This is a genomic window from Pseudomonas sp. Leaf127 (assembly GCF_001423155.1).
Classification (GTDB): Bacteria; Pseudomonadota; Gammaproteobacteria; order Pseudomonadales; family Pseudomonadaceae; genus Aquipseudomonas; species Aquipseudomonas ovata.
In genome coordinates, this window is record NZ_LMOA01000021.1 from 855,237 (window position 1) to 876,499 (window position 21,263).

General features: G+C 63.4%; 17 protein-coding genes. 10 read left to right on the forward strand and 7 right to left on the reverse strand.

What is annotated here, in order from left to right:
* The first annotated feature begins 108 nt into the window (after positions 1-108).
* The 5 genes from ASF84_RS17225 to ASF84_RS17245 all read left to right on the forward strand — a co-directional run bounded on the left by ASF84_RS17225 (position 109) and on the right by ASF84_RS17245 (position 7,120).
* Positions 109-993, forward strand: coding sequence for a transporter (locus ASF84_RS17225; RefSeq protein ID WP_056840016.1), 885 nt, complete (start codon positions 109-111; stop codon positions 991-993).
* 20 nt (positions 994-1,013) lie between these two features.
* Positions 1,014-2,183, forward strand: a complete 1,170-nt coding sequence (locus tag ASF84_RS17230) for an MFS transporter (protein WP_056840017.1) — start codon at positions 1,014-1,016, stop codon at positions 2,181-2,183.
* A gap of 30 nt (positions 2,184-2,213) precedes the next feature.
* Positions 2,214-3,320, forward strand: a complete 1,107-nt coding sequence (locus ASF84_RS17235; protein ID WP_056840018.1) for a class II histone deacetylase — start codon at positions 2,214-2,216, stop codon at positions 3,318-3,320.
* A gap of 196 nt (positions 3,321-3,516) precedes the next feature.
* The gene (locus ASF84_RS17240; protein ID WP_056840019.1) at positions 3,517-4,842 is read left to right on the forward strand and encodes an OprD family porin; all 1,326 of its coding nucleotides are present in this window, start codon (positions 3,517-3,519) and stop codon (positions 4,840-4,842) included.
* Positions 4,843-5,089: 247 nt separating this feature from the next.
* Entirely contained in the window at positions 5,090-7,120 is a 2,031-nt protein-coding gene (locus ASF84_RS17245) for a DNA topoisomerase III (protein WP_082481652.1), read from the forward strand.
* 11 nt (positions 7,121-7,131) lie between these two features.
* Here ASF84_RS17245 and ASF84_RS17250 read toward each other — a convergent pair whose 3' ends face one another.
* Positions 7,132-9,126, reverse strand: coding sequence for a sigma-54 interaction domain-containing protein (locus ASF84_RS17250; protein WP_056840020.1), 1,995 nt, complete (start codon positions 9,124-9,126; stop codon positions 7,132-7,134).
* Between the two features lie 196 nt (positions 9,127-9,322).
* Here ASF84_RS17250 and ASF84_RS17255 point away from each other — a divergent pair, with 196 nt between their 5' ends.
* The 4 genes from ASF84_RS17255 to ASF84_RS17270 all read left to right on the forward strand — a co-directional run bounded on the left by ASF84_RS17255 (position 9,323) and on the right by ASF84_RS17270 (position 12,537).
* Positions 9,323-10,345: a Gfo/Idh/MocA family oxidoreductase gene (locus tag ASF84_RS17255; protein WP_056840021.1), complete on the forward strand. Its 1,023-nt coding sequence runs from the start codon at positions 9,323-9,325 to the stop codon at positions 10,343-10,345.
* Positions 10,342-11,130, forward strand: coding sequence for a TIM barrel protein (locus ASF84_RS17260; RefSeq protein ID WP_056840022.1), 789 nt, complete (start codon positions 10,342-10,344; stop codon positions 11,128-11,130). The genes ASF84_RS17255 and ASF84_RS17260 overlap by 4 nt, the downstream gene beginning before the upstream one ends.
* Before the next feature lie 69 nt (positions 11,131-11,199).
* Positions 11,200-12,141: a sugar ABC transporter substrate-binding protein gene (locus ASF84_RS17265; RefSeq protein ID WP_056840023.1), complete on the forward strand. Its 942-nt coding sequence runs from the start codon at positions 11,200-11,202 to the stop codon at positions 12,139-12,141.
* A gap of 69 nt (positions 12,142-12,210) precedes the next feature.
* Positions 12,211-12,537, forward strand: coding sequence for a hypothetical protein (locus ASF84_RS17270; protein ID WP_056840024.1), 327 nt, complete (start codon positions 12,211-12,213; stop codon positions 12,535-12,537).
* A 204-nt stretch (positions 12,538-12,741) separates the two neighbouring features.
* Here ASF84_RS17270 and yghX read toward each other — a convergent pair whose 3' ends face one another.
* The 3 genes from yghX to htpG form a co-directional block, all read right to left on the reverse strand.
* Positions 12,742-13,626 (reverse strand): YghX family hydrolase, encoded by an 885-nt coding sequence (gene yghX, locus ASF84_RS17275; protein ID WP_056840025.1) that lies wholly within the window; start codon positions 13,624-13,626, stop codon positions 12,742-12,744.
* 137 nt (positions 13,627-13,763) lie between these two features.
* Positions 13,764-14,507, reverse strand: a complete 744-nt coding sequence (locus tag ASF84_RS17280; protein WP_056840026.1) for a dienelactone hydrolase family protein — start codon at positions 14,505-14,507, stop codon at positions 13,764-13,766.
* A gap of 83 nt (positions 14,508-14,590) precedes the next feature.
* Positions 14,591-16,498 carry a molecular chaperone HtpG gene (htpG, locus tag ASF84_RS17285; protein ID WP_056840027.1) on the reverse strand — a complete coding sequence of 636 codons (1,908 nt, stop codon included), beginning with the start codon at positions 16,496-16,498 and terminating at the stop codon, positions 14,591-14,593.
* 309 nt (positions 16,499-16,807) lie between these two features.
* Here htpG and ASF84_RS17290 point away from each other — a divergent pair, with 309 nt between their 5' ends.
* On the forward strand, positions 16,808-17,080 hold the full coding sequence (locus tag ASF84_RS17290; protein WP_056840028.1) for a hypothetical protein: 273 nt from the start codon (positions 16,808-16,810) through the stop codon (positions 17,078-17,080).
* A gap of 124 nt (positions 17,081-17,204) precedes the next feature.
* Here ASF84_RS17290 and brnQ read toward each other — a convergent pair whose 3' ends face one another.
* From brnQ to sucC, 3 genes are all read right to left on the reverse strand, one after another.
* Positions 17,205-18,518 carry a branched-chain amino acid transport system II carrier protein gene (gene brnQ, locus ASF84_RS17295; protein ID WP_056840029.1) on the reverse strand — a complete coding sequence of 438 codons (1,314 nt, stop codon included), beginning with the start codon at positions 18,516-18,518 and terminating at the stop codon, positions 17,205-17,207.
* Between the two features lie 544 nt (positions 18,519-19,062).
* Positions 19,063-19,947 (reverse strand): succinate--CoA ligase subunit alpha, encoded by an 885-nt coding sequence (sucD, locus tag ASF84_RS17300; protein ID WP_056840030.1) that lies wholly within the window; start codon positions 19,945-19,947, stop codon positions 19,063-19,065.
* Positions 19,947-21,113: an ADP-forming succinate--CoA ligase subunit beta gene (gene sucC, locus ASF84_RS17305; RefSeq protein WP_056840031.1), complete on the reverse strand. Its 1,167-nt coding sequence runs from the start codon at positions 21,111-21,113 to the stop codon at positions 19,947-19,949. The genes sucD and sucC overlap by 1 nt, the downstream gene beginning before the upstream one ends.
* Positions 21,114-21,263 lie beyond the last annotated feature (150 nt).

Consider the following 21,263-nt stretch of genomic DNA (forward strand, 5'->3'; position numbering starts at 1 on the left):
CACCCCGCCAGACCTCTCCTGACGTTGCTTGACAGCCGCACTGGCGGCCAGGGCGTTGTTGCGCCCGAAATCTGCCCCCACCCACCTCGATAGAAGTGAACACACACGATGAGCACAACACGATTGCTTGGTTGCACCCAGGCCCTGGCCTTTGCCGGCGGCCTGCTCAGTACCGCGGCGGCCCAGGCGGCCGACCTCAATGCCCGGGATTTTGTCAGCGCGCCAGTGGGCACCACGCTGGGCGTGTTCTATGTGCCGATGACCCGGGCCAACGACTATCACGGCGCCGCCAACCGCGCCGGCAACGCCGAGTTGAACGTCAATGCCTTCGCCTGGCGCCAGCTGGTCTTTACCGATATCTGCGGCACGCTGTGCACGCCGCAATTCATTGTGCCGTTTGCCAACATCGATGCGCGCCTGCCCGGCACCACGCAACACCGCAGCGAAACCGGCTTTGGCGATCCGCAGGTGGGCGGCACGCTGTACCTGATCAACAACCCGGACACCCGTACTTACAGCGGGCTGCTGAGCCTGCTCACCCTGCCGGTCGGCGAATACCACAGTCAGAACCCGGATGTGTCGCCGGGCGCCAACCGCTGGGCCGGGACCTTTGTTTACAACTTCACCCAGGGCATCGGCGAAAAATGGCTGCTGGAGGCCAGCCTGGAGGCACAGCTCTACGGCAGTAACGACGATTACTACGGCGCCACCCTCAAGCAAGAGCCGCTCTATCGTCTGCAGGCCTTTGCGTCCTATGACTTCACCCCCGCGACCTACGGCGCGCTGCGGCTGATCCACGCTGACGGTGGCGAGCTGAAACTCGACGACCAGCGCCTGGACGACACCCACCAGCGCTACACCCAGGTCGGGTTCGAGGTCGGTCACTGGTTCGACAAGCGCAACCAGGGGCTGCTGGCCCTGACGCGCAACGTCGACACCGACAACGGCTATCACGGCAGTCAGGCGTTGTTGCGCCTGGTCCATGTGTTTTGAGCGCCCACAAGGAGCCTGTCATGCCTGTTTCGCAACCTGAAATCAATTATCCGAGCCCCGCCCTGGCCAACGCGCGGGCACTGATGATCGCGGTGGTCGTGCTGGCCGCCATCGCCCCGTCGCTGCTGATGACCGCCCCGGCGGTGGCGGCGCAACTGGCCACGCAATGGGCGCTTGCGCCGGCGCAGATCGGCAACCTGTTCATGGCCGAACTGGGCGCCATGAGCCTGGCCACGCTGCCGGCGTTCTGGTGGCTCAGGCGCGTCGACCTGCGCCAGGCCGGGGTGCTGGCCGGCGTGTTGTTCGTGGCCGGCAACCTGCTCAGTGCATTCGTGAGTGACTACAACGCCCTGATGTTGCTGCGCATCGTCGCCGGGCTGGGCGGGGGGTCGCTGATGATTCTGTGCATGAGCTGCGCCGCCTCGTTGAGCAATGCCAGCCGGGTCTATGGCCTGTGGGTTCTGGGGCAACTGGCGCTGGGTGCGGTCGGCTTGCAGGTCTTGCCGGTGCTGTTTGCCCGCTATGGCCTGATGGCCTGCTACCTGAGCCTGGCCGTGCTGATGGCGCTGGCGTTGCCCCTGGTGCGCGCCTTTCCGGCCCGCCTGAACGCTAAGCAGGGAACAGTCAGCGCAACCCTGCCAACAGGGCGGGCCGCCCTGGGACTGCTGGCCATCCTGTGTTTCTACCTGAGCCTGAGCGGGGTCTGGACCTTTATCGGCGGCATCGCCAGCCAGGCATCGATCACCGCCCAGGACAGCGGCCAGGTGCTGGCGATCGCAACGCTAATGGGCATCGTCGGCGCCGCCTGCACCACGCTGATCGGTGATCGCTGGCCGCGCACGCCGCTGTTGATCGGTGGCTACGCGCTGATGATCGGCGCCGTGCTGTTGCTGCAGGACACGCCCACGGCCCTGCGCTTTGCCGTGGCCGCCCTGCTGTTCAAGTTCACCTGGACCCTGGTGCTGCCGTTGATTCTGGCCGGCATCGCCGACCTGGACCCCAGCGGGCGGCTGATGAACGCCAGCAACCTGGTGATCGGCGCGGGCCTGGCCATTGGTCCCGGCGTGGCCGGTCAGTTGATCCAGGCCAGCGGTGATTACCGCACCACCCTGCTCAGCGCTGCCGCCCTGACCCTGCTCTCGCTGCTGCTGGCCCTGGCTTGCCGGCGCACGCCTGCCGCTATTGCCTGAACTGTCCCTCTTTCCTGAAAGGATACGACCATGAACAAGACTGCTTTTTTCTTCGACGAGCTCAGCCTCTGGCACAGCGCCGGCCCCCATGCCTTGATCCTGCCGGTAGGCGGCTGGGTGCAACCGCCGGCGGCGGCCGGCCATGCCGAGTCGCCCGAGACCAAGCGCCGCCTCAAGAGCCTGATGGATGTCAGCGGCCTGACCCGCCAGCTCGACGTGCGCAGCGCCAGCCCGGCCACCGAGACGGACCTGTTGCGCGTGCACCCGGCCGCTTACCTGCAACGCTTTGCCGAGATGAGCGCCGCCGGTGGCGGTCGCCTGGGCGAGGATGCGCCCATCGGCCCGGGCAGCTATGACATTGCCCGGCTGTCAGCAGGCCTGGCCATCGACGCCGTGGAGGCGGTGCTGCTGGGCGAGGTGCGCAATGCCTACTCGCTGTCGCGGCCACCGGGGCACCATTGCTCGGCCGACCAGGCGATGGGGTTCTGCTTTTTCAATAACATCGCCGTGGCCATCGAAACGGCCAAGGCCCGTCACGGCCTAGGCAAGGTGGCAGTGATCGACTGGGACGTGCATCACGGCAACGGCACCCAGTCGATCTACGCCACGCGGGCCGACGTGCTGACCATTTCCCTGCACCAGGAAGGCTGCTACCCGGCCGGCTACAGTGGCCGCGAGGATCGCGGTGAGGGCCCGGCGGTCGGCACCAACCTGAATATCCCGCTGCTGCCCGGTGGCGGTGACGACGCCTACCAGTACGCCATGGATACCCTGGTGCTGCCGGCGCTGGAGAGCTTCGAGCCGGAGCTGATCATCGTTGCCTGCGGCTACGACGCCAACGCGGTCGACCCGCTGGCGCGCATGCTGCTGCACAGCGAAGCCTTTCGCACGATGACCACCAAAGTGCGCGAGGCAGCCGAGCGGTTGTGCGCTGGCCGCCTGGTGCTGGTGCATGAAGGCGGCTATGCCGAAGCCTACGTGCCGTTCTGCGGACTGGCGACGCTGGAGGCGCTGTCCGGCCTGCGCACCGAGGTGCAGGACCCGCTACTGGGCTTCATTGGCCTGCAACAGCCCGCCGCGCCCATGCAGGCCTTGCAGCGCCAGTTGCTGGACGCGCAGCGCCAGGCTTGCGCATGAAGGTGGCGTGCCAGGTCAATCGTGTAAGGTAATTGCATCCACGCGGAACTCAGCCAAGGCTTTCGCGGTCGAGAACTCTCACGGCTCTGGATCGCGGTTCTTCACGCACCTGGAGGGTTGTTTACGCCACGCCTGCCATCGACAGCCAAAGGTTGTCGATGGGTCACCGGGCACAATGAACACAAGGGAATCACTGATGAATGCAACACAATGGAGCGCCATGGCGCTGGCCGTTTCGGCTGGCTTGAGCCCGCTGGCACAGGCCGAGACGATCGAGGACCAGGCCCAGGCCAAGGGCTTTGTCGACGGCAGCAGCCTGTCGATCCTGGCGCGCAACCAGTACTTCAATCGTGATCGCCAGGATGGCGCTACAGACAACCGCGACTGGACCCAGGGTTTCATCGGCACGTTCAGTTCAGGCTTTACCGAAGGCACCGTCGGCGTCGGCGTGGATGCCTTCGGTCACTTCGGCCTCAAGCTCGATGCCCAGGAAGGCGACAGCGGTACAGGCAACCTGCAGCGCGACAGCGATGGCCATGCCCAGGACAGCTTTGGCAGCGCCGGTGCCGCCATAAAACTGCGTGCCTCCAAAACGCAGTTGCGCTACGGCAATATGCAGCCACTGGCGCCGGTGTTTGCCGTGGGCGGTACCCGCCTGTTGCCGCAGACCGCCACCGGTTTCGACCTCAAGAGCAGCGAAATCGAAGGCCTGGACCTCGAAGCCGGGCGCTTCACCAGCACCAACAGCAACGTGACCACCAACCAGGATCACGAGATCTACGCGCTGTATGCCAATGTCACCGCCCGGCGCGCCACCTACGCCGGCGGCGTCTACCAGATCAGCCCGAACTGGACCGCCAGCCTGTACGGCTCGCAGTTCGAGGATGTCTGGAACCAGTACTACGCCAACACCAACTATGTGATGGCGCTGTCGGACGGCCAGTCGCTGACGTTCGACGCTAACCTGTACCGCACCCTGGACGAAGGCCAGGCCAAGGCCGGCTCGATCAACAACACCACCTACTCGCTGTCGGCCACCTATGCCTTTCTGGTCGCGCACTCGATCAGCCTGTCGTTGCAGAAAGTCGACGGCGACACCCCGTTCGACTACCTCGCCGTGGGCAACAACGGCAACGGCGAAGGCGGCGACTCGGTGTTCCTGGCCAACTCGGTGCAATGGTCGGACTTCAACGGCCCGAACGAGAAGTCCTTCGGCGTGCGCTACACCCTCGACATGGCCACCTATGGCGTGCCGGGCCTGAGCTTCATGGCCCGTCACCTGCGCGGCTACGACGTCGACGGCAGCAAGGTCTCGGCCGACAGCGCCTACGCGGGCCTGTACGGCAGCGATGGCAAGCACAACGAAACCGATATCGAAGCCAAGTACGTGGTCCAGACCGGGCCGGCCAAGGACCTGTCGTTTCGCATCCGCCAGGCCTTCCACCGCGCCAACACCGACCAGGGTGAAGGCGACCTGTCCGAGTTCCGCCTGATCGTCGACTACCCCATCAGCGTGCTCTGAGGACGCGCATGGCGCGCTCACCAGACACTGTGGGAGCGACCAACGGTCGCTCCTGCGAGGTAATGCTGGTCAGTCAAGCATTTGCGGTGGGCTCCTGCAGACAGGGTGCTGGCGGCGCAAAGACGTGATCTCCTGCGCGGATTACCTGCGGGCGGCCTTACTGTATACCCATACAGATAAAACTTGATCTGCCCTCGCCCCTGACGCATCCTGTCGGCCTCGACCGCCTTGAAGATCGATCCCGGCCATGCGCCTGTATCTCTGTGAAAAACCCTCTCAAGCCAAAGACATCGCCGCCGTGCTCGGTGCCAGCCGCCGGGGCGATGGCTGCTGGGTCGGGCCGGCCGTCACCGTGACCTGGTGCATCGGCCACTTGCTCGAAACTGCCCCCCCGGACGCCTACGACGCGCGCTACAAACGCTGGGTGCTGCAAGACCTGCCCATCGTGCCGGGCACCTGGAAGATGCAGGTCAAACCCAAGACCGCCAGCCAGTACAAGGCCGTCAAGCGCCTGCTGGGCGAAGCCGGCGAACTGGTGATCGCCACCGACGCCGACCGCGAGGGCGAGATGATCGCCCGCGAGCTGGTCGAGCACTGCCGTTATCGCGGGCCCATCCAGCGCCTGTGGCTGTCGGCGCTGGACGACGCCTCGATCCGCAAGGCCCTGGCGGCCCTCAAGCCCGGCGCCGAGACTTTCAGCCTGTACCATTCGGCGCTGGGTCGCTCGCGCGCCGACTGGCTGATCGGCATGAACATGAGCCGGCTGTTTACCCTGCTCGGCCGCCAGTCCGGTTATCAGGGCGTACTGCCTGTGGGTCGGGTGCAGACCCCGACCCTGCGCCTGGTGGTGGACCGCGACCGCAGCATCGCTGACTTCGTGCCGGTGCCGTACTGGGCCATCGAGGTCGGCCTGCGCCACGACGGTCAGAGCTTCACCGCCCACTGGCGTGCGCCGGCCGATGCCTGCGACGATCAGGACCGCTGCCTGAACCAGCCCCTGGCGCAGCAGGCTGCCCAGGCCATGCAGCAGGCCGGTCGCGCCACCGCCACGGCGGTGCGCACCGAGCGGATCAAGGAAGCGGCGCCGCTGCCCTTCGATCTCGGCACGTTGCAGGAAATCTGCTCGAAAAAACTCGGCCTGGGCGCGCAGGAAACCCTCGACACCGCCCAGGCGCTGTACGAAACCCACAAGCTGATCACCTACCCGCGCAGCGACTGCGGCTACCTGCCCAACAGCCAGCATGGCGAGGCTCAGGGCATCATCAAGGCGCTGATCCAGGCGGATCCGGGCCTGCAAGCCTTGCAGGTGCATCTGGACCCGCAACGTCGCTCGCGGGCCTGGAACGACGCTAAAGTGACCGCGCACCACGGCATCATTCCCACCGCCGCCGCGCATAACCTGGCGCGCCTGAGCGGCAAGCTCCGGGCGGTGTACACCCTGATTCGCGCCCGCTACCTGGCGCAGTTCCTGCCCCACCATGAATACGACCGGACCCAGGCCGATTTCGACTGCGCCGGCCACGCCCTGCGCGCGGTGGGCAAGCGCATCGTCGAGCCGGGCTGGAAACGCGCCCTGCCCGAAGCCCTGACGCCGCCCAAGGGCAAGGAAGCCGCTCCGCCCCAGGACCTGCCGGCGCTGCACAAGGGCTGTGTCTGCCCGGTCACCGGGGTGCAGCTCAAGGACCTGTGGACCCAGCCGCCCAAGCCCTACACCGAGGGTGACCTGATCAAGGCCATGAAAAACGTCGCCCGCCTGGTGCAAGACCCGTTGCTCAAGCAGAAGCTCAAGGACACCACCGGTATCGGCACCGAGGCCACCCGCGCCGGCATCGTCCAGGGCCTGCTTGATCGCGGCTACCTGGCCAAGAACGGCAAGGCGCTGGCGGCCACCGCAGCGGCCTTCAGCCTGATCGACGCGGTGCCACGGGCCATCGCCGACCCCGGCACCACGGCGATCTGGGAACAGGCGCTGGACATGGTGCAGAGCGGCGAGATGAGCCTGGAAGAATTCGTCGCCAAGCAGGCGGCCTGGATGAGCAAGCAGGTCGAGCGCTGCCAGGGCCTGCGCCTGAACCTGCAAGGCATGCCGGCGCCGGCCGGCGGCACGCCGTGGAAAAAGTCGCGCAAGGGCACCGGCAAGCGCAAGCCGGCTTCGTCTTCATCAAGAACCGCCAAAGTCGATGGCAGTGCGCCCGCCAGCAAGGCCACGCGCAAACCGGCGCCAGCATCGACAGGCGCCGGCAAGGCACGACGGGCACCGCGCAAACCCTCGGCTTGAAGCGTGGCGGCTCAGGGGCGAAAGCCATCCGGGTCTATACCCAGGCGCTTCATTTTGGTGTACAGCCCGCCGCGTGACACCCCCAGGCGCTGGGCACTGAGGCGCATGTTGCCGCCGGTGTCGCGCAAGGCCTGGATGATGGTGTTTCTCTGCTGGCCCTGCAGGTCCTGCGCTGCGCCGGGTAACGCTGCACTGGCGGTCATGGCCCGGCGGGGCCCCTGCAGCAGTTCCAGCGGCAGGTCGCCCGGCTGGATCTGCTCGTGGGTGGCCAGGTTGGTGGCCCGCTCGATCGTGTTTTCCAGCTCACGCACATTCCCAGGCCAGGCATGGCTCAGGAGCAGATCCAGCGCCGCCGGCGCGATGTCGCGCACGTCCTTGCGCAGCGACTGGGTGACCCGGGCCAGGAAATGCCGGGCCAGCAGCGCGATGTCATCGCGACGCAGGCGCAGCGGCGGTACGGTGACATTCAGCACATTGAGGCGGTAATAGAGATCTTCACGAAACGCGCCCTCGGCCACCGCCTGGCTCAGGTTACGGTGGGTGGCGGCAATGATGCGCACATCGACGCGCCGGGATTTCTTGGCACCGACCCGGTTCACTTCCCCCTCTTGCAACACCCGTAACAGGCTGACCTGGGCGTCGAAGGCCATGTCGCCGATTTCATCGAGAAAGATGGTGCCGCCGTCGGCCAGTTCGAATTTGCCCGCCGAACCGCCACGGGCAGCACCGGTGAACGCGCCCTCGACATGACCGAACAGTTCGCTCTGCACCAGCTCGCGCGGAATGGCGCCGCAATTGACCGCCACGAACGGTCCCTGGCTGCGGGCGCTGGCGCTGTGGATAGCCTGGGCGAACAGTTCTTTGCCGGTGCCGCTTTCGCCCAGGATCAGGGTGGTCGAATCGCTGCGGCTGGCGATGCGTGCCAGGCGCACGGCGTCTTGCATGGCTTGCGAGCGACCCTGGATGCTGTCGAAGGTGTAGCGGGCACGGCTGCCGATCAGGCGCTGGGTGATTTCACGAATGCGCCGGTTCTCACGCAGCGACACGATCTGCCCGCCTTCGGCCAGCGGGCACACCGACACCAGGCAGGCCAGCGTGCTGCCATCGGCCAACTGGAAGGTGCAGTCCAGGTCGCGCACCCCGTCGGCCTCGCCCAGCAAGCGCTCGGCACTCGGTTCGCTGCGCCCCAATTGCCGCCACGATGCGCCCACCTGCGCCGCCTCAACCTTGAACAGGTGCCGCGCATAACGGTTGAGCGCCTTGATCCGTCCCTGGCCGTCGAGCACCACCAGCCCTTCGTTGAGCACTTCAAGCACGGCGCGCTGTTCGCTGAGCAGCGCTTGCAGCGACAACTGCCGCGACACGGCTTCGGCGGCGGCCTGCACCGTGCCCAGGGTGTGAAAGTGAAACCAGCCGGGCTCGGCGGTCAGGGTCAGCACCGCCCGGGTCTGCCCCTGGCTGTCACGGATGGGTGCGGCGGCGCAGTGCATGCGGCGCTCGCGCAGGCCGGTGGCAAAGTTCTCCTCGGCCAGCACATAGACCAGGCGGTCCTGAGCCAATGCCAGCCCGGTACAGTTGGTGCCTTGAACTGACTCCAGCAGGCGGCTGCCCACCGGGGTAATGTCCAGGCCGCAAAAATGCAGGGTTGTGCCTTGGGCATCGGTCAGGTTGATGTGCCCACGCGGGTTGTAGGCCAGCAGGCCCTGCATGACCTGTGCCGCCGTGGCGATCAGTTCCTGATGCGCGTGCAGCGTGGCGGCCAGAGGGTCGGCACTGACAAAGCGATAATCGCTGTCCTGCGGGTCGATGCCGGCCGCACGACTGCGTTGCCAGGACGCCCAGATCATCGGGCGAACCGCTGCCGGACGTTCATCCACGCCGGCCTGGCAGTCTTCCCAGGCCTGCTGCAGCCCGGGAACGGGCCCGTCGCTCAAGGCGCTGGCACCCAGTGAGGTCATGTAGTCCAGGTCCTGAACATCGAGTGTCTTGAGCGGAAATTCGGTCATGCCAGCCTGCTTATAAATGTCTATTTTTATGACATGTCAGTGTAGACATGTCATAAAAATAGACATAGATGCGCGGTTTAAATATTTAAAAATGGCTAAATATCAATAGGTTAAAAACTGGCACAGGGTTTGCTCCTGCTTCCAGGCGGCCCGACGTTCAAGACCCCGCCCCTCACAATAAAAAAGGAGCTACACCATGAGCACGCAAAAGACCCTTCGCCTTGGCCTGATCGGCGCCGGTCGCATGGGCAGTTTTCATGCCCTGACCGCCGCCCGGCATATTCCCGGCGCCATCCTGGCCGCCATCGCCGACCCTACCCCGGGTCAGGCAGCCCGACTGGCCGCAGAACTGGGCGTCGACAAGGTCTACACCGACCCGCAGCAATTGCTGCTGGATCCGGATATCGACGGCGTGCTGATTGCCTCGCCGGCCCGGACCCATGCCGAGCTGGTGATCAGCGCCGCCCGCGCCGGCAAGGGCATCTTTTGCGAGAAGCCCATGGCCATCAGCCTGGAGGAAGCCGACCAGGCCATCGAGGCGGCACAACAGGCCGGCGTGGTGCTGCAGGTCGGCTTCAACCGCCGTTTCGCCTCAAGCTTTCGCCAGGCGCATCAGGACGTTGTGGCCGGACGCATCGGCACGCCGCAACTGCTGCGTTCGCTGACCCGGGACCCGGCGCTGAACAACCCGGCGGCCTCGCCGCAATGGGTGATCTTCCTGGAAACCCTGATCCACGACTTCGACACCCTCAATTACCTCAACCCCGGTGCCAGGGCCGTCGAGGTCAGTGTCATGGCTGACGCACTGATCGCCCCGGCGTTCAAGGATAAGGGCCTGCTGGACACCGCGCTGGTAAGCATTCGCTATGACAACGGCGCACTGGCCAGTGCCGAGGCCAGCTTCCAGGCCGTGTACGGCTACGATGTGCGCGGCGAAGTGTTCGGCAGCGCCGGCATGCTGACCATGGGCGATATCCACACCTCTGATCTGCGCCGCTACACCGCCGAGGGCACCGGCGCCGACACGCTGCGCCTGGACACCGAGCTGCTCAAGGACGCCTACATCGCCGAACTCAATCATTTTGCCGACTGCCTGCGCACCGGCCACACGCCGCACGCCACAGGCGAGGACGCCCGCGCCGCCCTGGTGATCGCCCGCGCCTGTATCGACTCGTTCCAGCAAGGCCGGCCGGTGCATCTGCAAGGAGAACAGCCATGAGCCATTGCCCGTTCAAACTGGCGGCCAGTGCCGAAATGCTGTTTCTCGACCTGCCGTTCGTGGAGCGCGTGCAGCGCATCCAGGCGCTGGGGCTGAGCGTGGAAATCTGGAACTGGACCACCAAGGACATTCCGGCCCTGGCCGCCACCGGTGCCGACTTCACGTCCATGACCGGCTACATCACCGGCAACCTGACCGAGCCGGACGGCATTGCCAGCCTGCTCGACAGCGCGCAGGAGTCGCTGCACGTCGCCGACCAGCTGGGCTGCCCGAGCCTGAACCTGCATGGCACCGGGCTTGACGGCAAGGGGCTGCCGGTAAGGCCGGTCGAGCAAATAACCGGACGCATGTGGCTGACCGCCTGCAAGACGCTGGAAAAAATCGCCCGGCTGGGCGAGCGCGCCGGCAAGGTGTTCTTGCTGGAGAACCTCAATACCGCTGTCGATCACCCCGGCACACCGTTCGCCCGTGCCGAAGACACCCTGGCGCTGATCGAGGCGGTCGGCAGCCCGCACCTGTTGTTGAATCTGGACCTGTATCACGCGCAGATCGGCGAAGGTAACCTGATCGAGCTGATCCAGCGCGCCGGCAGCGCCATCGGCGAGATTCAGGTGGCCGATGTTCCGGGCCGCAAGGAGCCCGGCACCGGCGAGATTCACTACCCGGCCATTGCCCGTGCGCTGCATGCCCAGGGTTATCGCGGCGTGGTCGGGCTGGAAGGCTGGGCCTCGGGCGACTCGCAGCAGGCGATCGAGCGTTTCCGGCGCGCCTTTACCCTTGAGTGAGCAAGACCTGCGCAGCACTCGCTGCCCAGGCTGTACGTTTGATGCCCATAACAACAACAGGAAATCATCATGCGCCTTATCCGACTGCTCGGCTTTACCAGTGCAACGCTTCTCGGCTGCCTGACCCTCGCCACCACGGCACTGGCTGACTACCGTATCGGTGTCAGCATTGCGCGGGTCGACGATAACTTCATGACCTACGTGCGCAATGGCCTCAACGATGCGGCCAAAAAGGCCGGCGTGACCCTGCAGGTCGAGGATGCCCAGGGCGACGTGGTGCGCCAGCTCAATCAGGTCCAGGGTTTCCTGAGCCAGAAGGTCGACGCCATCATCGTGTTGCCGGCCGACACCGCCGCCATTGCCAAGGTCACCCAGGCCGCCGTTGAGGCCGGCACACCGCTGGTGTATGTCAACCGTCGACCGGACCAGGCCGTGTTACCCAAGGGCGTGGTGGCCGTGGCTTCGCGCGATGAAGAAGCCGGGCAATTGCAGATGCGCTACCTGGCCGAAAAGATGGGCGGCAAGGGCAACCTGGCGATCATCATGGGTGACCTGGCGCAGAATGCAACGCGAGGCCGTACCGAAGGCGTCAAGCAGGTGCTCAAGGATTATCCGGGCATCAGGATCGTCGAGCAGCAAAGCGCCGAATGGCAGCGCAGCCGCAGCATGGACCTGACCAGCAACTGGATCCTGGCCGGCTCGCAGATCGATGCCATCGTCGCCAACAATGACGAGATGGCCATCGGCGCCGCCATGGCGCTGCAGCAGTCGGGCAAGGCCAAGGGCAGCGTGCCGGTGATCGGCATCGACGGGTTGCCCGATGGCCTGGCCGCGATCAAGCGTGGGCAACTGGCAGGTTCGGTGTTCCAGGACCCGGCGGCCCAGGCCAGCAGCGCCATGCAAGCGGCGCTGCAGATGATCAAGGGTGAGGCGGTGCAAAGCGATGTCTGGGTGCCCTACCAGCTCATTACGCCTGAGCAGGTGGCCACTTTCGAGCAGCACTTCAAGTAATGCCGGGCAGCGGCCAGGGTGCATTCATGGCACACTGGCCGCCCCTCTCTGCTTTCGACGCCCTCTGCCATGCCCCTGACCAAACGCGAACAGGCGCACCTTGAACGCCGCCTGATCCAGACCCTGACCGAAGCCTGTGAAACCGCCAAGGCTGAAATCCCGGGCTTCGAGTGGCTGACCCACACGATCAATCATGCCAACCCGGGCGCCAGCGTGCGGGTGACCTGGGTGTTCGACAACGAGGCCAGCCGGTTGGCGGCACTGGCCGCAGGACAACAGCTGCGAATGGTCGAATTCACCGCCATGGCGCTGCTTGAGGCGGGTATCCGCGCCACCGCCATTGAGCGCCAGGTCGTGACCGACAGCGAAGAAGCCCGCCGGCGCCATGGCCGCTAGCCCGCACCGGGCTATGCAAGAACGCAACGACGCCCTCTCAGCTGTAGGAGCGCGCTCTGCCCGCGACCGAGTGCGCAGCGCTCGCAAAATCTCCAAAACACTGAAAATCTGCAGCGAATGACCGAAAAATTTGTGAAACGCTGAAGTTTTACGACTGCTAACGCACTCGGTTGCGGTGGTCCGGCATTCCGGCTGAGCGCGCTCCTACAAATAACGTTTGAACCACTCAATCGTGCGGCTCCAGGCCAGGTTGGCAGCAGCGTCGTCGTAGCGTGGGGTAGAGTCGTTGTGGAAGCCGTGGTTGGCGCCCTTGTAGATATACGCCTGATACGGGGTGCCAGCGGCCTTGAGCGCCTGCTCGTAGGCCGGCCAGCCTTCGTTGATGCGGGTGTCGAGTTCGCCCAGGTGAATCTGCACCGGAGCCTTGATGCGCGGGACATCCTCGGCCTTGGGCTGGCGGCCGTAGAACGACACTGCGGCGCCCAGTTCCGGATAGGCCACGGCGGCCGCATTGGCCACCCCGCCGCCGTAGCAGAAGCCGGTGATGCCGACCTTGCCGGTGCTGGCGTCATGCGCCATCAGCCATTCGAGACCGGCGAAGAAATCGTTGAGCAGTTTTTCCGGGTTGACCTGCTGCTGCAGCTCGCGCCCCTTGTCGTCGTTGCCCGGATAGCCCCCCACCGAACTCAGGCCATCGGGCGCCAGGGCGATGAAGCCGGCCTTGGCCACGCGCCGGGCGACGTCTTCGATGTACGGGTTCAGGCCACGGTTTTCATGCACCACCACCACGCCCGGCAGCTTGCCGCTGGCCTTGGCCGGACGTACCCAATAAGCGCGTACCTGACCGTGGCCATTGGGCGAGGGATAGGTGACGTATTCGGCGACGATATCAGGGTCGGTGAACGCCACCTGCTCGGCCAGCGCGTAATCGGGACTCAGGGCTGCCAGCACCGCCGTGGCGGTCAGCCCGCCCAGGGTGAACTTCGCCGCCCGGTCGATGAACTCACGGCGGTTGATCTGGCCATGGGCGTAGAAATCGTAGAGTTCCAGCAGTTCAGGCGCGAAGTCTTTGGCGGTGAGTCGTTGCATCGGGCGCATCCTGTCGGGGCAGTGGCTGAAGTCAATGCATTGAAGCACACCCCCCAGCAACGGCCTACCCTCACAAGGCGCGGCTTCCTGCCCGCCAGAGCAGGCCCGCAGGCGGTGCTGCGGGCACATGGAGGGAATTATACCGTCGGCGCGTCGACGAACACTTCGTCCAGCAGGTTGTACATGGCCTTGAAGGCACGTTCCGAGACCCTGGGGTCGTACATCATCCGGCCTGGCACGTCGGCTTCGGGGTCAGTGAACGAATGCACCGCCTCGCCATAGACGTTCAGTTGCCAGTCGACACCGGCTTCGTCCATTTCGCGCTTGAAGTCCCTTAACTGGTCAGCCGGCACCATCGGGTCGGAACCGCCGTGCAGCACCAGCACCGCGCCCTGGATATTGTGCGCATCCTGAGGGGTATTGGTGTCCAGCGTGCCGTGGAAGGTAATCGTGGCTTCGACATCGGCACCGCTGCGCGCCAGCTCCAGCGCGGCACAGCCGCCAAAGCAGAAACCGAACGTGGCGATACGGGTGGCGTCCAGCGATACATCCTTTTGCGCCAGCAGTTGCTTCAAGGCCGCCTGCATGCGCTTGCGCAGCACCGCCCGATCGTCCTTGACCCGGGTCATGGCCTGCCCGGCCTTCTCGGCATTGGCGGGCCGCACGCCCTGGCCGTACAGGTCGGCCAGCAGCACCACATAGCCCTGCGCGGCCACCTGTCGGGCGATGTCTTCGGCGCCCTGGCTGATGCCCATCCAGTTCGGCGCCATCACCAGGCCCGGTCGTGGCTGACTGGCACTGGCGCTGTACACCAGGCGACTTTCGAACGCCTGGCCGTTGATCTCATAGACTACGGAACGAACTGTCACGTCATTGCTCATCATTGACTCCTTGAACGCTGGAAAATGACCCGGCACAGAAAAACAAAAAAACCCGCCGGGGCGGGTTTTCTTGAGGCCACTCGTCAGACCGAGAGTTCAACCAACAGCTTGTTCAGGCGGCGCACATAGGCGGCCGGATCCTTCAGGCTGTCACCGGCAGCCAGCGCCGCCTGATCAAACAGGATGTGCGACAGCTCGCCGAAGCGCTCTTCGTTCTGCTCGGCATCAAGCTTGCCGATCAGAGGATGCGCCGGGTTGAATTCGAAGATCGGCTTGGAGTCCGGAACCTTCTGCCCGCTGGCTTCGAGAATCTGGCGCATTTGCAGCCCCAGGTCCTGTTCGCCTATGGCCAGAATAGCCGGAGAATCGGTCAGGCGATGGGAAACACGCACTTCGCTGACCGATTCGCCCAGCACAGTCTTGATCCGCTCGACCAGGCCTTCTTTTTCCTTGGCGACTTCTTCCTGGGCTTTCTTGTCTTCTTCGGAGTCCAGGTTGCCCAGGTCCAGGTCGCCACGCGCCACGTCGACAAAACTCTTGCCGTCGAATTCGTTGAGGTAGCTCATCAGCCACTCATCGATGCGGTCGGTGAGCAGCAGCACTTCGATGCCTTTCTTGCGGAAGACTTCCAGGTGCGGGCTGTTCTTGACCTGCGCATACGACTCGCCGCTCAGGTAATAGATCTTGTCCTGACCTTCCTTGGCACGGGCCAGGTAGTCGGTCAGCGCTACGCTTTGCTCGCCGCTTTCGTCGCTGGTGGAGGCGAAGCGCAGCAGGCCGGCGATTTTTTCCTTGTTGGCGAAATCTTCGGCCGGGCCTTCTTTGAGCACCTGGCCAAAGTTCTTCCAGAAGCCCTTGTATTGCTCAGGTTCGTTCTTGGCCAGCTTCTCCAGCATGTCCAGCACGCGCTTGGTCAGGGCCGATTTCATCGAATCGATGATCGGGTCTTTCTGCAGGATTTCACGCGAGACGTTCAACGACAGGTCATTGGAGTCGACCACGCCCTTGATGAAGCGCAGGTACAACGGCAGGAACGACTCGGCCTGGTCCATGACGAACACACGCTGCACGTACAGCTTCAGGCCACGCGGGGCTTCGCGCTGGTACAGGTCGAACGGGGCACGGGCCGGTACGAACAGCAGCGAGTTGTATTCCAGCTTGCCTTCGACCTTGTTGTGGCTCCAGGTCAGCGGGTTCTCGAAATCGTGGCCGACGTGCTTGTAGAACTCCTGGTATTCCTCGTCCTTGATCTCGGTACGCGGACGGGTCCACAGGGCGCTGGCGCGGTTGACGGTTTCCCATTCTTCGGCCGGCGCCTCTTCACCCTCGGCGGCCGCCGGCTGCTGCTTGGGCAGCTCGATTGGCAGGGCGATGTGGTCGGAGTATTTCTTGATGATGTTGCGCAGGCGGTAGCCGTCGGCGAATTCGCTTTCATCGGCCTTGAGGTGCAGGACGATGCGGGTGCCGCGCTCGGGCTTGTCGATGTTGGCGACTTCAAAGTCGCCCTCGCCCCTGGAGGACCAATGCACGCCCTCGCTGGCAGGTGTGCCGGCACGACGGCTGTACACGTCAACCTGGTCGGCCACGATAAAGGCCGAGTAGAAGCCCACACCGAACTGACCGATCAGGTGCGAATCCTTCTTCTGGTCGCCGGTCAGGTTTTTCATGAAATCGGCGGTGCCGGATTTGGCGATGGTACCCAGGTGGGTGATCACATCGTCGCGGTTCATGCCAATGCCGTTGTCTTCGAGGGTGACGGTTCTGGCGTCGGCATCGAAGCTCACACGGATTTTCAGCTCGGCACCGCCTTCGAGCAGTTGCGGGTTGGCAAGGGCTTCGAAGCGCAGCTTGTCAACGGCGTCGGAGGCGTTGGAGATCAGTTCGCGAAGGAAGATTTCCTTGTTGGAATACAGCGAATGGATCATGAGGTGCAGCAGTTGCTTTACCTCGGTCTGGAAGCCCAGGGTTTGCTTTTGAGATTCCACACTCATGTTCGTCAAGCTCCAATTCAGGGGGTACGAGATGCCACGTTCAGCGAGGCGTGGCAGCGGGTTGTCATGAAGGTGGGGCCGGCGGGGAGGATTTCAAGGGGCAACAAGAATGATCGTTGCAAGTGCTGTGTGCTGGGCGTGTCTTCACAGGTCGTATAACCACTCGACGCCACGATGCCATCACAGAAGATGGCACTTACTGCATAAGTTCCCGGCGAGCCGATTTTAATATTCTGATAATCCGCTGGAACTTACGTTATGACCCCAGGCTCTTAGGCACGTTAGGTATTCAATAAGGAGAAACACCTCATGCGTAAATCCATTACTCTTGCCTTGATGTTGGCCGCCAGCCTGGGCCTCGCTGCCTGCGACAAAAAATCTGAAAATATTCAGCAAGATGCCAACAAAAAAGCCGAACAATCTCAAGAGTCGATGCAGAAAGCTCAAGAGAAAGTGAACGACGCGGCCAAAGAAAGCCAGGAAGCTGCGCAGAAGAACGCCGAAGCCGCACAACAGCGCGCTAAAGAAGGCACCCCGGCGACTGCGCCTGCCACCACGACTGAAACAGCACCCAAGCAATAATAAGCTTGCGTGAACCTGTTTAAACTAATAAGGCCCGCTTTGAGCGGGCCTTATTAGTTATTGCTGCAGTGTCAACACAACGAAACAGTCAGCATTATCGAGCGTTGCATTAACGAAACATGCTTCACGCCAGGGCCTCCTGGCGCCTGCCCAACAGGCGGTCGACCACCGCCGCTGCGACCAGCGCGATGAATGAAGGCAACAGCCACGCCAGGCCCTGCGCACTGAACGGCAGATCCCTCAATGGCGAAGGCAGGTACAGCTCCAGGCCTGCAGCCTTGAGGCCGTCGATGATGCCGGCCAACAGCGCCACGATCATCACCGGGGCCACGACACGGCTCGGGTTGAGCCACAGGCTCCTGCTGAAACTCAACGCCACCAGCACGATGCACGGCGGGTAGATACCGGTCAGCACCGGCACCGAGAACTCGATCAGACGCGTCAGTCCCAGGTTCGAGACCACCAGCGAGAACAGCGACAGACCGACCACCAGCGTGCGGTACGACAGCGGCAACAGGCGGCTGAAGTACTCGGCACAGGCGCAGGTCAGGCCCACGGCCGTCACCAGGCAGGCCAGGGCAATCAACACGGCCAGGAAACCACTGCCCAGCGTTCCGAACGTATGTTGCACATAGGCATGCAGTACCGCCGCACCGTTAGCGGCCTGGGCCGCGATGGCATGGCTGCCCGAGCCCAGGCGGAACAGGCTGATGTACACCAGCGCCAGGCCAACGCCGGCGATCAGTCCGGCGATGATCGCGTAACGGGTGATCAGTCGCGGCGAGTCGACGCCACGCGAGCGGATGGCATTGACAATCACGATGCCGAAGACCAGTGCCCCCAGGGTGTCCATGGTCAGGTAGCCTTCGGTAAAGCCCTTGGCAAACGGCGCAGCCACATAGGCGGGCTGGGCGACGCCCATGTCGCCGGCCGGCAGCATGAAAGCTGCAATGCCGAGCATGGCCAGAGCAATGATCTTCAGCGGACCGAGTACCCGGCCCACCGTGTCGAGCAAACGGCCCGGGTACAGCGACACCACCAGCACGATCAGGAAATACACCAGGCTGTAGAGAAACAGGGCCAGCGGGCTGTCACCGGTAAAGGGGGCCAGGCCGACTTCGAAGGACACGGTCGCGGTACGCGGCGTGGCGAAGAACGGGCCGACGGCCAGGTAGCAGACAGTGGCCAGCAGCACGCCGGCGACCCGGCCGATCGGACTGCTCAGGCTGTCCATGGCGCCACCGACCTTGGCCAGGGCGATGACGGTCAGCACCGGCAAGCCTACCGCCGTGACCAGAAAGCCCAGCGCTGCCATCCATACATGAGGACCCGCCTGCAGCCCCACGAAGGGCGGAAAAATGATATTGCCGGCGCCAACGAACAACGCAAACGTCATGAAGCCCAGTGCCAGGATGTCCTGGCCTTTCAACACTTTCATCGAGGAACCACACTGCCGAATCAGGAAATGAGAAGGTAGATCCCGTGGGTTTGGGAAGAGTTGCAGCCTTGATAAGGCTGGCGTGCAGGGCTGCGATTCCTTGTGGGAAGCGGCCTGCACCAAGAAGGCTGCAAGGCTAACGAAATCGCGCACAAAACGCACTAGCACAGGGCCCTGATGCGACGATATGCACCTTCCTGTCGCGATTTCTACATGTTTTGAGCAAGTTACGCGCAAAGCATGCGCATTCCACGCCCGGTGTAGGAGCGCGCTTGCCCGCGACCGGCTGCGTTAGCAGTCGTAGATTTTCAGCGTTTCGCAGATTTTTGCGAGCGCTGCGCACTCGGTCGCGGTGGTCCGGCATTCCGGCAAGCGCGCTCCTACGAGGGTGAATTCAATATCCAGTGAATCAGCCCGTTATTTGTATTTGATGAGAAGGAGCGTGGGTTGCTGCACGGATATCTTTGCAGAAACGTCAAACCCTGAAAGCACAAAGGCCACCCGAAGGTGGCCTTTGTTGGAGCATCAATCGGTCAGCCGAAGCTTACTTCTTGACTTCCCAACCGGTCAGCTCGGCCAGGGCCTTGCCGATGTCCGCCAGGGAGCGAACGGTCTTCACGCCAGCGTCTTGCAGCGCGGCGAATTTCTCGTCCGCAGTGCCTTTGCCGCCGGAGATGATTGCACCGGCGTGGCCCATGCGCTTGCCCGGAGGGGCAGTCACACCAGCGATGTAGGACACCACTGGCTTGGTCACATTGGCCTTGATGTAGGCAGCGGCTTCTTCTTCGGCCGAACCGCCGATCTCACCGATCATGACGATCGCTTCGGTCTTCGGGTCTTCCTGGAACAGCTTCAGGATGTCGATGAAGTTCGAGCCCGGGATCGGGTCACCGCCGATGCCGACGCAGGTGGACTGACCGAAACCGGCGTCAGTGGTCTGCTTGACAGCTTCGTAGGTCAGGGTGCCGGAACGCGACACGATACCGACCTTGCCTGGCAAGTGGATGTGACCTGGCATGATGCCGATCTTGCACTCGCCCGGGGTGATGACGCCTGGGCAGTTAGGACCGATCAGGACCACGCCCAGCTCGTCACACTTGACCTTGGCTTCCAGCATGTCGATGGTTGGAATGCCTTCGGTGATGCACACGATCAGCTTGATGCCGGCGAAAGCGGCTTCCAGGATCGAGTCCTTGCAGAAAGGAGCCGGTACGTAGATGACCGAGGCGTCAGCGCCGGTGGTGTCTACGGCTTCTTTCACCGTGTTGAACACGGGCAGGTTCAGGTGGGTAGTACCGCCCTTGCCCGGGGTCACGCCGCCAACCATCTTGGTGCCGTAGGCGATGGCTTGTTCGGAGTGGAAGGTACCTTGCGAGCCGGTGAAGCCCTGGCAGATAACCTTGGTGTCTTTATTGATCAGAACGCTCATTACTTGCCCTCCGCAGCTTTGACAACTTGTTGAGCAGCATCGGTGAGGCTGGTAGCTGCGATGATGTTCAAGCCGCTTTCTGCCAGTACTTTAGCGCCCAGCTCAGCGTTGTTGCCTTCAAGGCGAACAACAACCGGGATTTTGACGCCGACTTCTTTCACGGCGCCAATGATGCCTTCGGCAATCATGTCGCAACGAACGATGCCGCCGAAGATGTTGACCAGTACGGCCGCGACATTGGTGTCGGACAGGATGATCTTGAACGCTTCGGTTACGCGTTCCTTGGTTGCACCACCGCCTACGTCGAGGAAGTTGGCTGGCTTGCCGCCATGCAGGTTGACGATGTCCATGGTACCCATGGCCAGACCGGCACCGTTGACCATGCAGCCGATGTTACCTTCCAGCGCAACGTAGTTCAGTTCGAACTTGGCAGCGTGAGCTTCGCGAGGATCGTCCTGCGAAGGATCGTGGAATTCCTTCAGCTTTGGCTGACGGTACATGGCGTTGGCGTCGATGTTGATCTTGGCGTCCAGGCAGTGCAGGTCGCCGTCGGCCTTGATGACCAGCGGGTTGACTTCCAGCAGGGCCAGGTCGTGGTCCTGGAACAGCTTGGCCAGACCGGTGAAGATCTTGGCGAACTGAGTCACCTGCTTGCCTTCCAGACCCAGCTGGAAAGCCAGATCGCGACCCTGGAATGGCTGTGCGCCAACCAGTGGATCGATGGTGGCCTTGAGAATCTTCTCAGGAGTGTCGTGAGCGATCTTCTCGATGTCCACGCCACCTTCGGTGGAAGCCATGAACACGATACGACGGCTGGAACGATCGACTACAGCGCCCAGGTACAGCTCTTTGGCGATGTCGGTGCACGATTCAACCAGGATCTTGGTCACTGGCTGACCGTTGGCGTCGGTCTGGTAGGTCACCAGACGCTTGCCCAGCCACTGTTGGGCGAACGCTGCTGCGTCTTCCTTGCTGCGAACCAGCTTGACGCCGCCGGCTTTACCGCGGCCACCAGCGTGAACCTGAGCCTTGACGACCCACTCGGTGCCGCCAATCTTGTCGCAAGCTTCTGCGGCTGCTTCCGGGGTGTCAACTGCGTAGCCTTTGGATACTGGCAGGCCGTATTCAGCGAACAGCTGCTTACCCTGATACTCGTGAAGATTCATGCTTATTACCGTCTTTGTTGGGCATTGCGCATTCGGTGCTGCACACGGCGTGTGCCGCACCACCTGTGACCGCTACTCCGGGTGGACTGCGTGAAGGTTCGAAAACCTTCACACCGCCGCCTGAGAGGTCGAGTCCGGCGCCACTTCCGC

Excerpts from the sequence above, each read along its gene's own strand:
- ASF84_RS17235 (WP_056840018.1), top strand. The coding sequence starts at position 2,214 with ATGAACAAGACTGCTTTTTTCTTCGACGAGCTCAGCCTCTGGCACAGC.
- ASF84_RS17290 (WP_056840028.1), top strand. The coding sequence starts at position 16,808 with ATGCGTAAATCCATTACTCTTGCCTTGATGTTGGCCGCCAGCCTGGGC.
- ASF84_RS17240 (WP_056840019.1), top strand. The coding sequence starts at position 3,517 with ATGAATGCAACACAATGGAGCGCCATGGCGCTGGCCGTTTCGGCTGGC.
- sucC (WP_056840031.1), bottom strand. The coding sequence starts at position 21,113 with ATGAATCTTCACGAGTATCAGGGTAAGCAGCTGTTCGCTGAATACGGC.
- ASF84_RS17250 (WP_056840020.1), bottom strand. The coding sequence starts at position 9,126 with ATGACCGAATTTCCGCTCAAGACACTCGATGTTCAGGACCTGGACTAC.
- ASF84_RS17265 (WP_056840023.1), top strand. The coding sequence starts at position 11,200 with ATGCGCCTTATCCGACTGCTCGGCTTTACCAGTGCAACGCTTCTCGGC.
- ASF84_RS17260 (WP_056840022.1), top strand. The coding sequence starts at position 10,342 with ATGAGCCATTGCCCGTTCAAACTGGCGGCCAGTGCCGAAATGCTGTTT.
- ASF84_RS17245 (WP_082481652.1), top strand. The coding sequence starts at position 5,090 with ATGCGCCTGTATCTCTGTGAAAAACCCTCTCAAGCCAAAGACATCGCC.
- sucD (WP_056840030.1), bottom strand. The coding sequence starts at position 19,947 with ATGAGCGTTCTGATCAATAAAGACACCAAGGTTATCTGCCAGGGCTTC.
- htpG (WP_056840027.1), bottom strand. The coding sequence starts at position 16,498 with ATGAGTGTGGAATCTCAAAAGCAAACCCTGGGCTTCCAGACCGAGGTA.
- brnQ (WP_056840029.1), bottom strand. The coding sequence starts at position 18,518 with ATGAAAGTGTTGAAAGGCCAGGACATCCTGGCACTGGGCTTCATGACG.
- ASF84_RS17270 (WP_056840024.1), top strand. The coding sequence starts at position 12,211 with ATGCCCCTGACCAAACGCGAACAGGCGCACCTTGAACGCCGCCTGATC.
- ASF84_RS17280 (WP_056840026.1), bottom strand. The coding sequence starts at position 14,507 with ATGAGCAATGACGTGACAGTTCGTTCCGTAGTCTATGAGATCAACGGC.
- ASF84_RS17255 (WP_056840021.1), top strand. The coding sequence starts at position 9,323 with ATGAGCACGCAAAAGACCCTTCGCCTTGGCCTGATCGGCGCCGGTCGC.
- yghX (WP_056840025.1), bottom strand. The coding sequence starts at position 13,626 with ATGCAACGACTCACCGCCAAAGACTTCGCGCCTGAACTGCTGGAACTC.
- ASF84_RS17230 (WP_056840017.1), top strand. The coding sequence starts at position 1,014 with ATGCCTGTTTCGCAACCTGAAATCAATTATCCGAGCCCCGCCCTGGCC.
- ASF84_RS17225 (WP_056840016.1), top strand. The coding sequence starts at position 109 with ATGAGCACAACACGATTGCTTGGTTGCACCCAGGCCCTGGCCTTTGCC.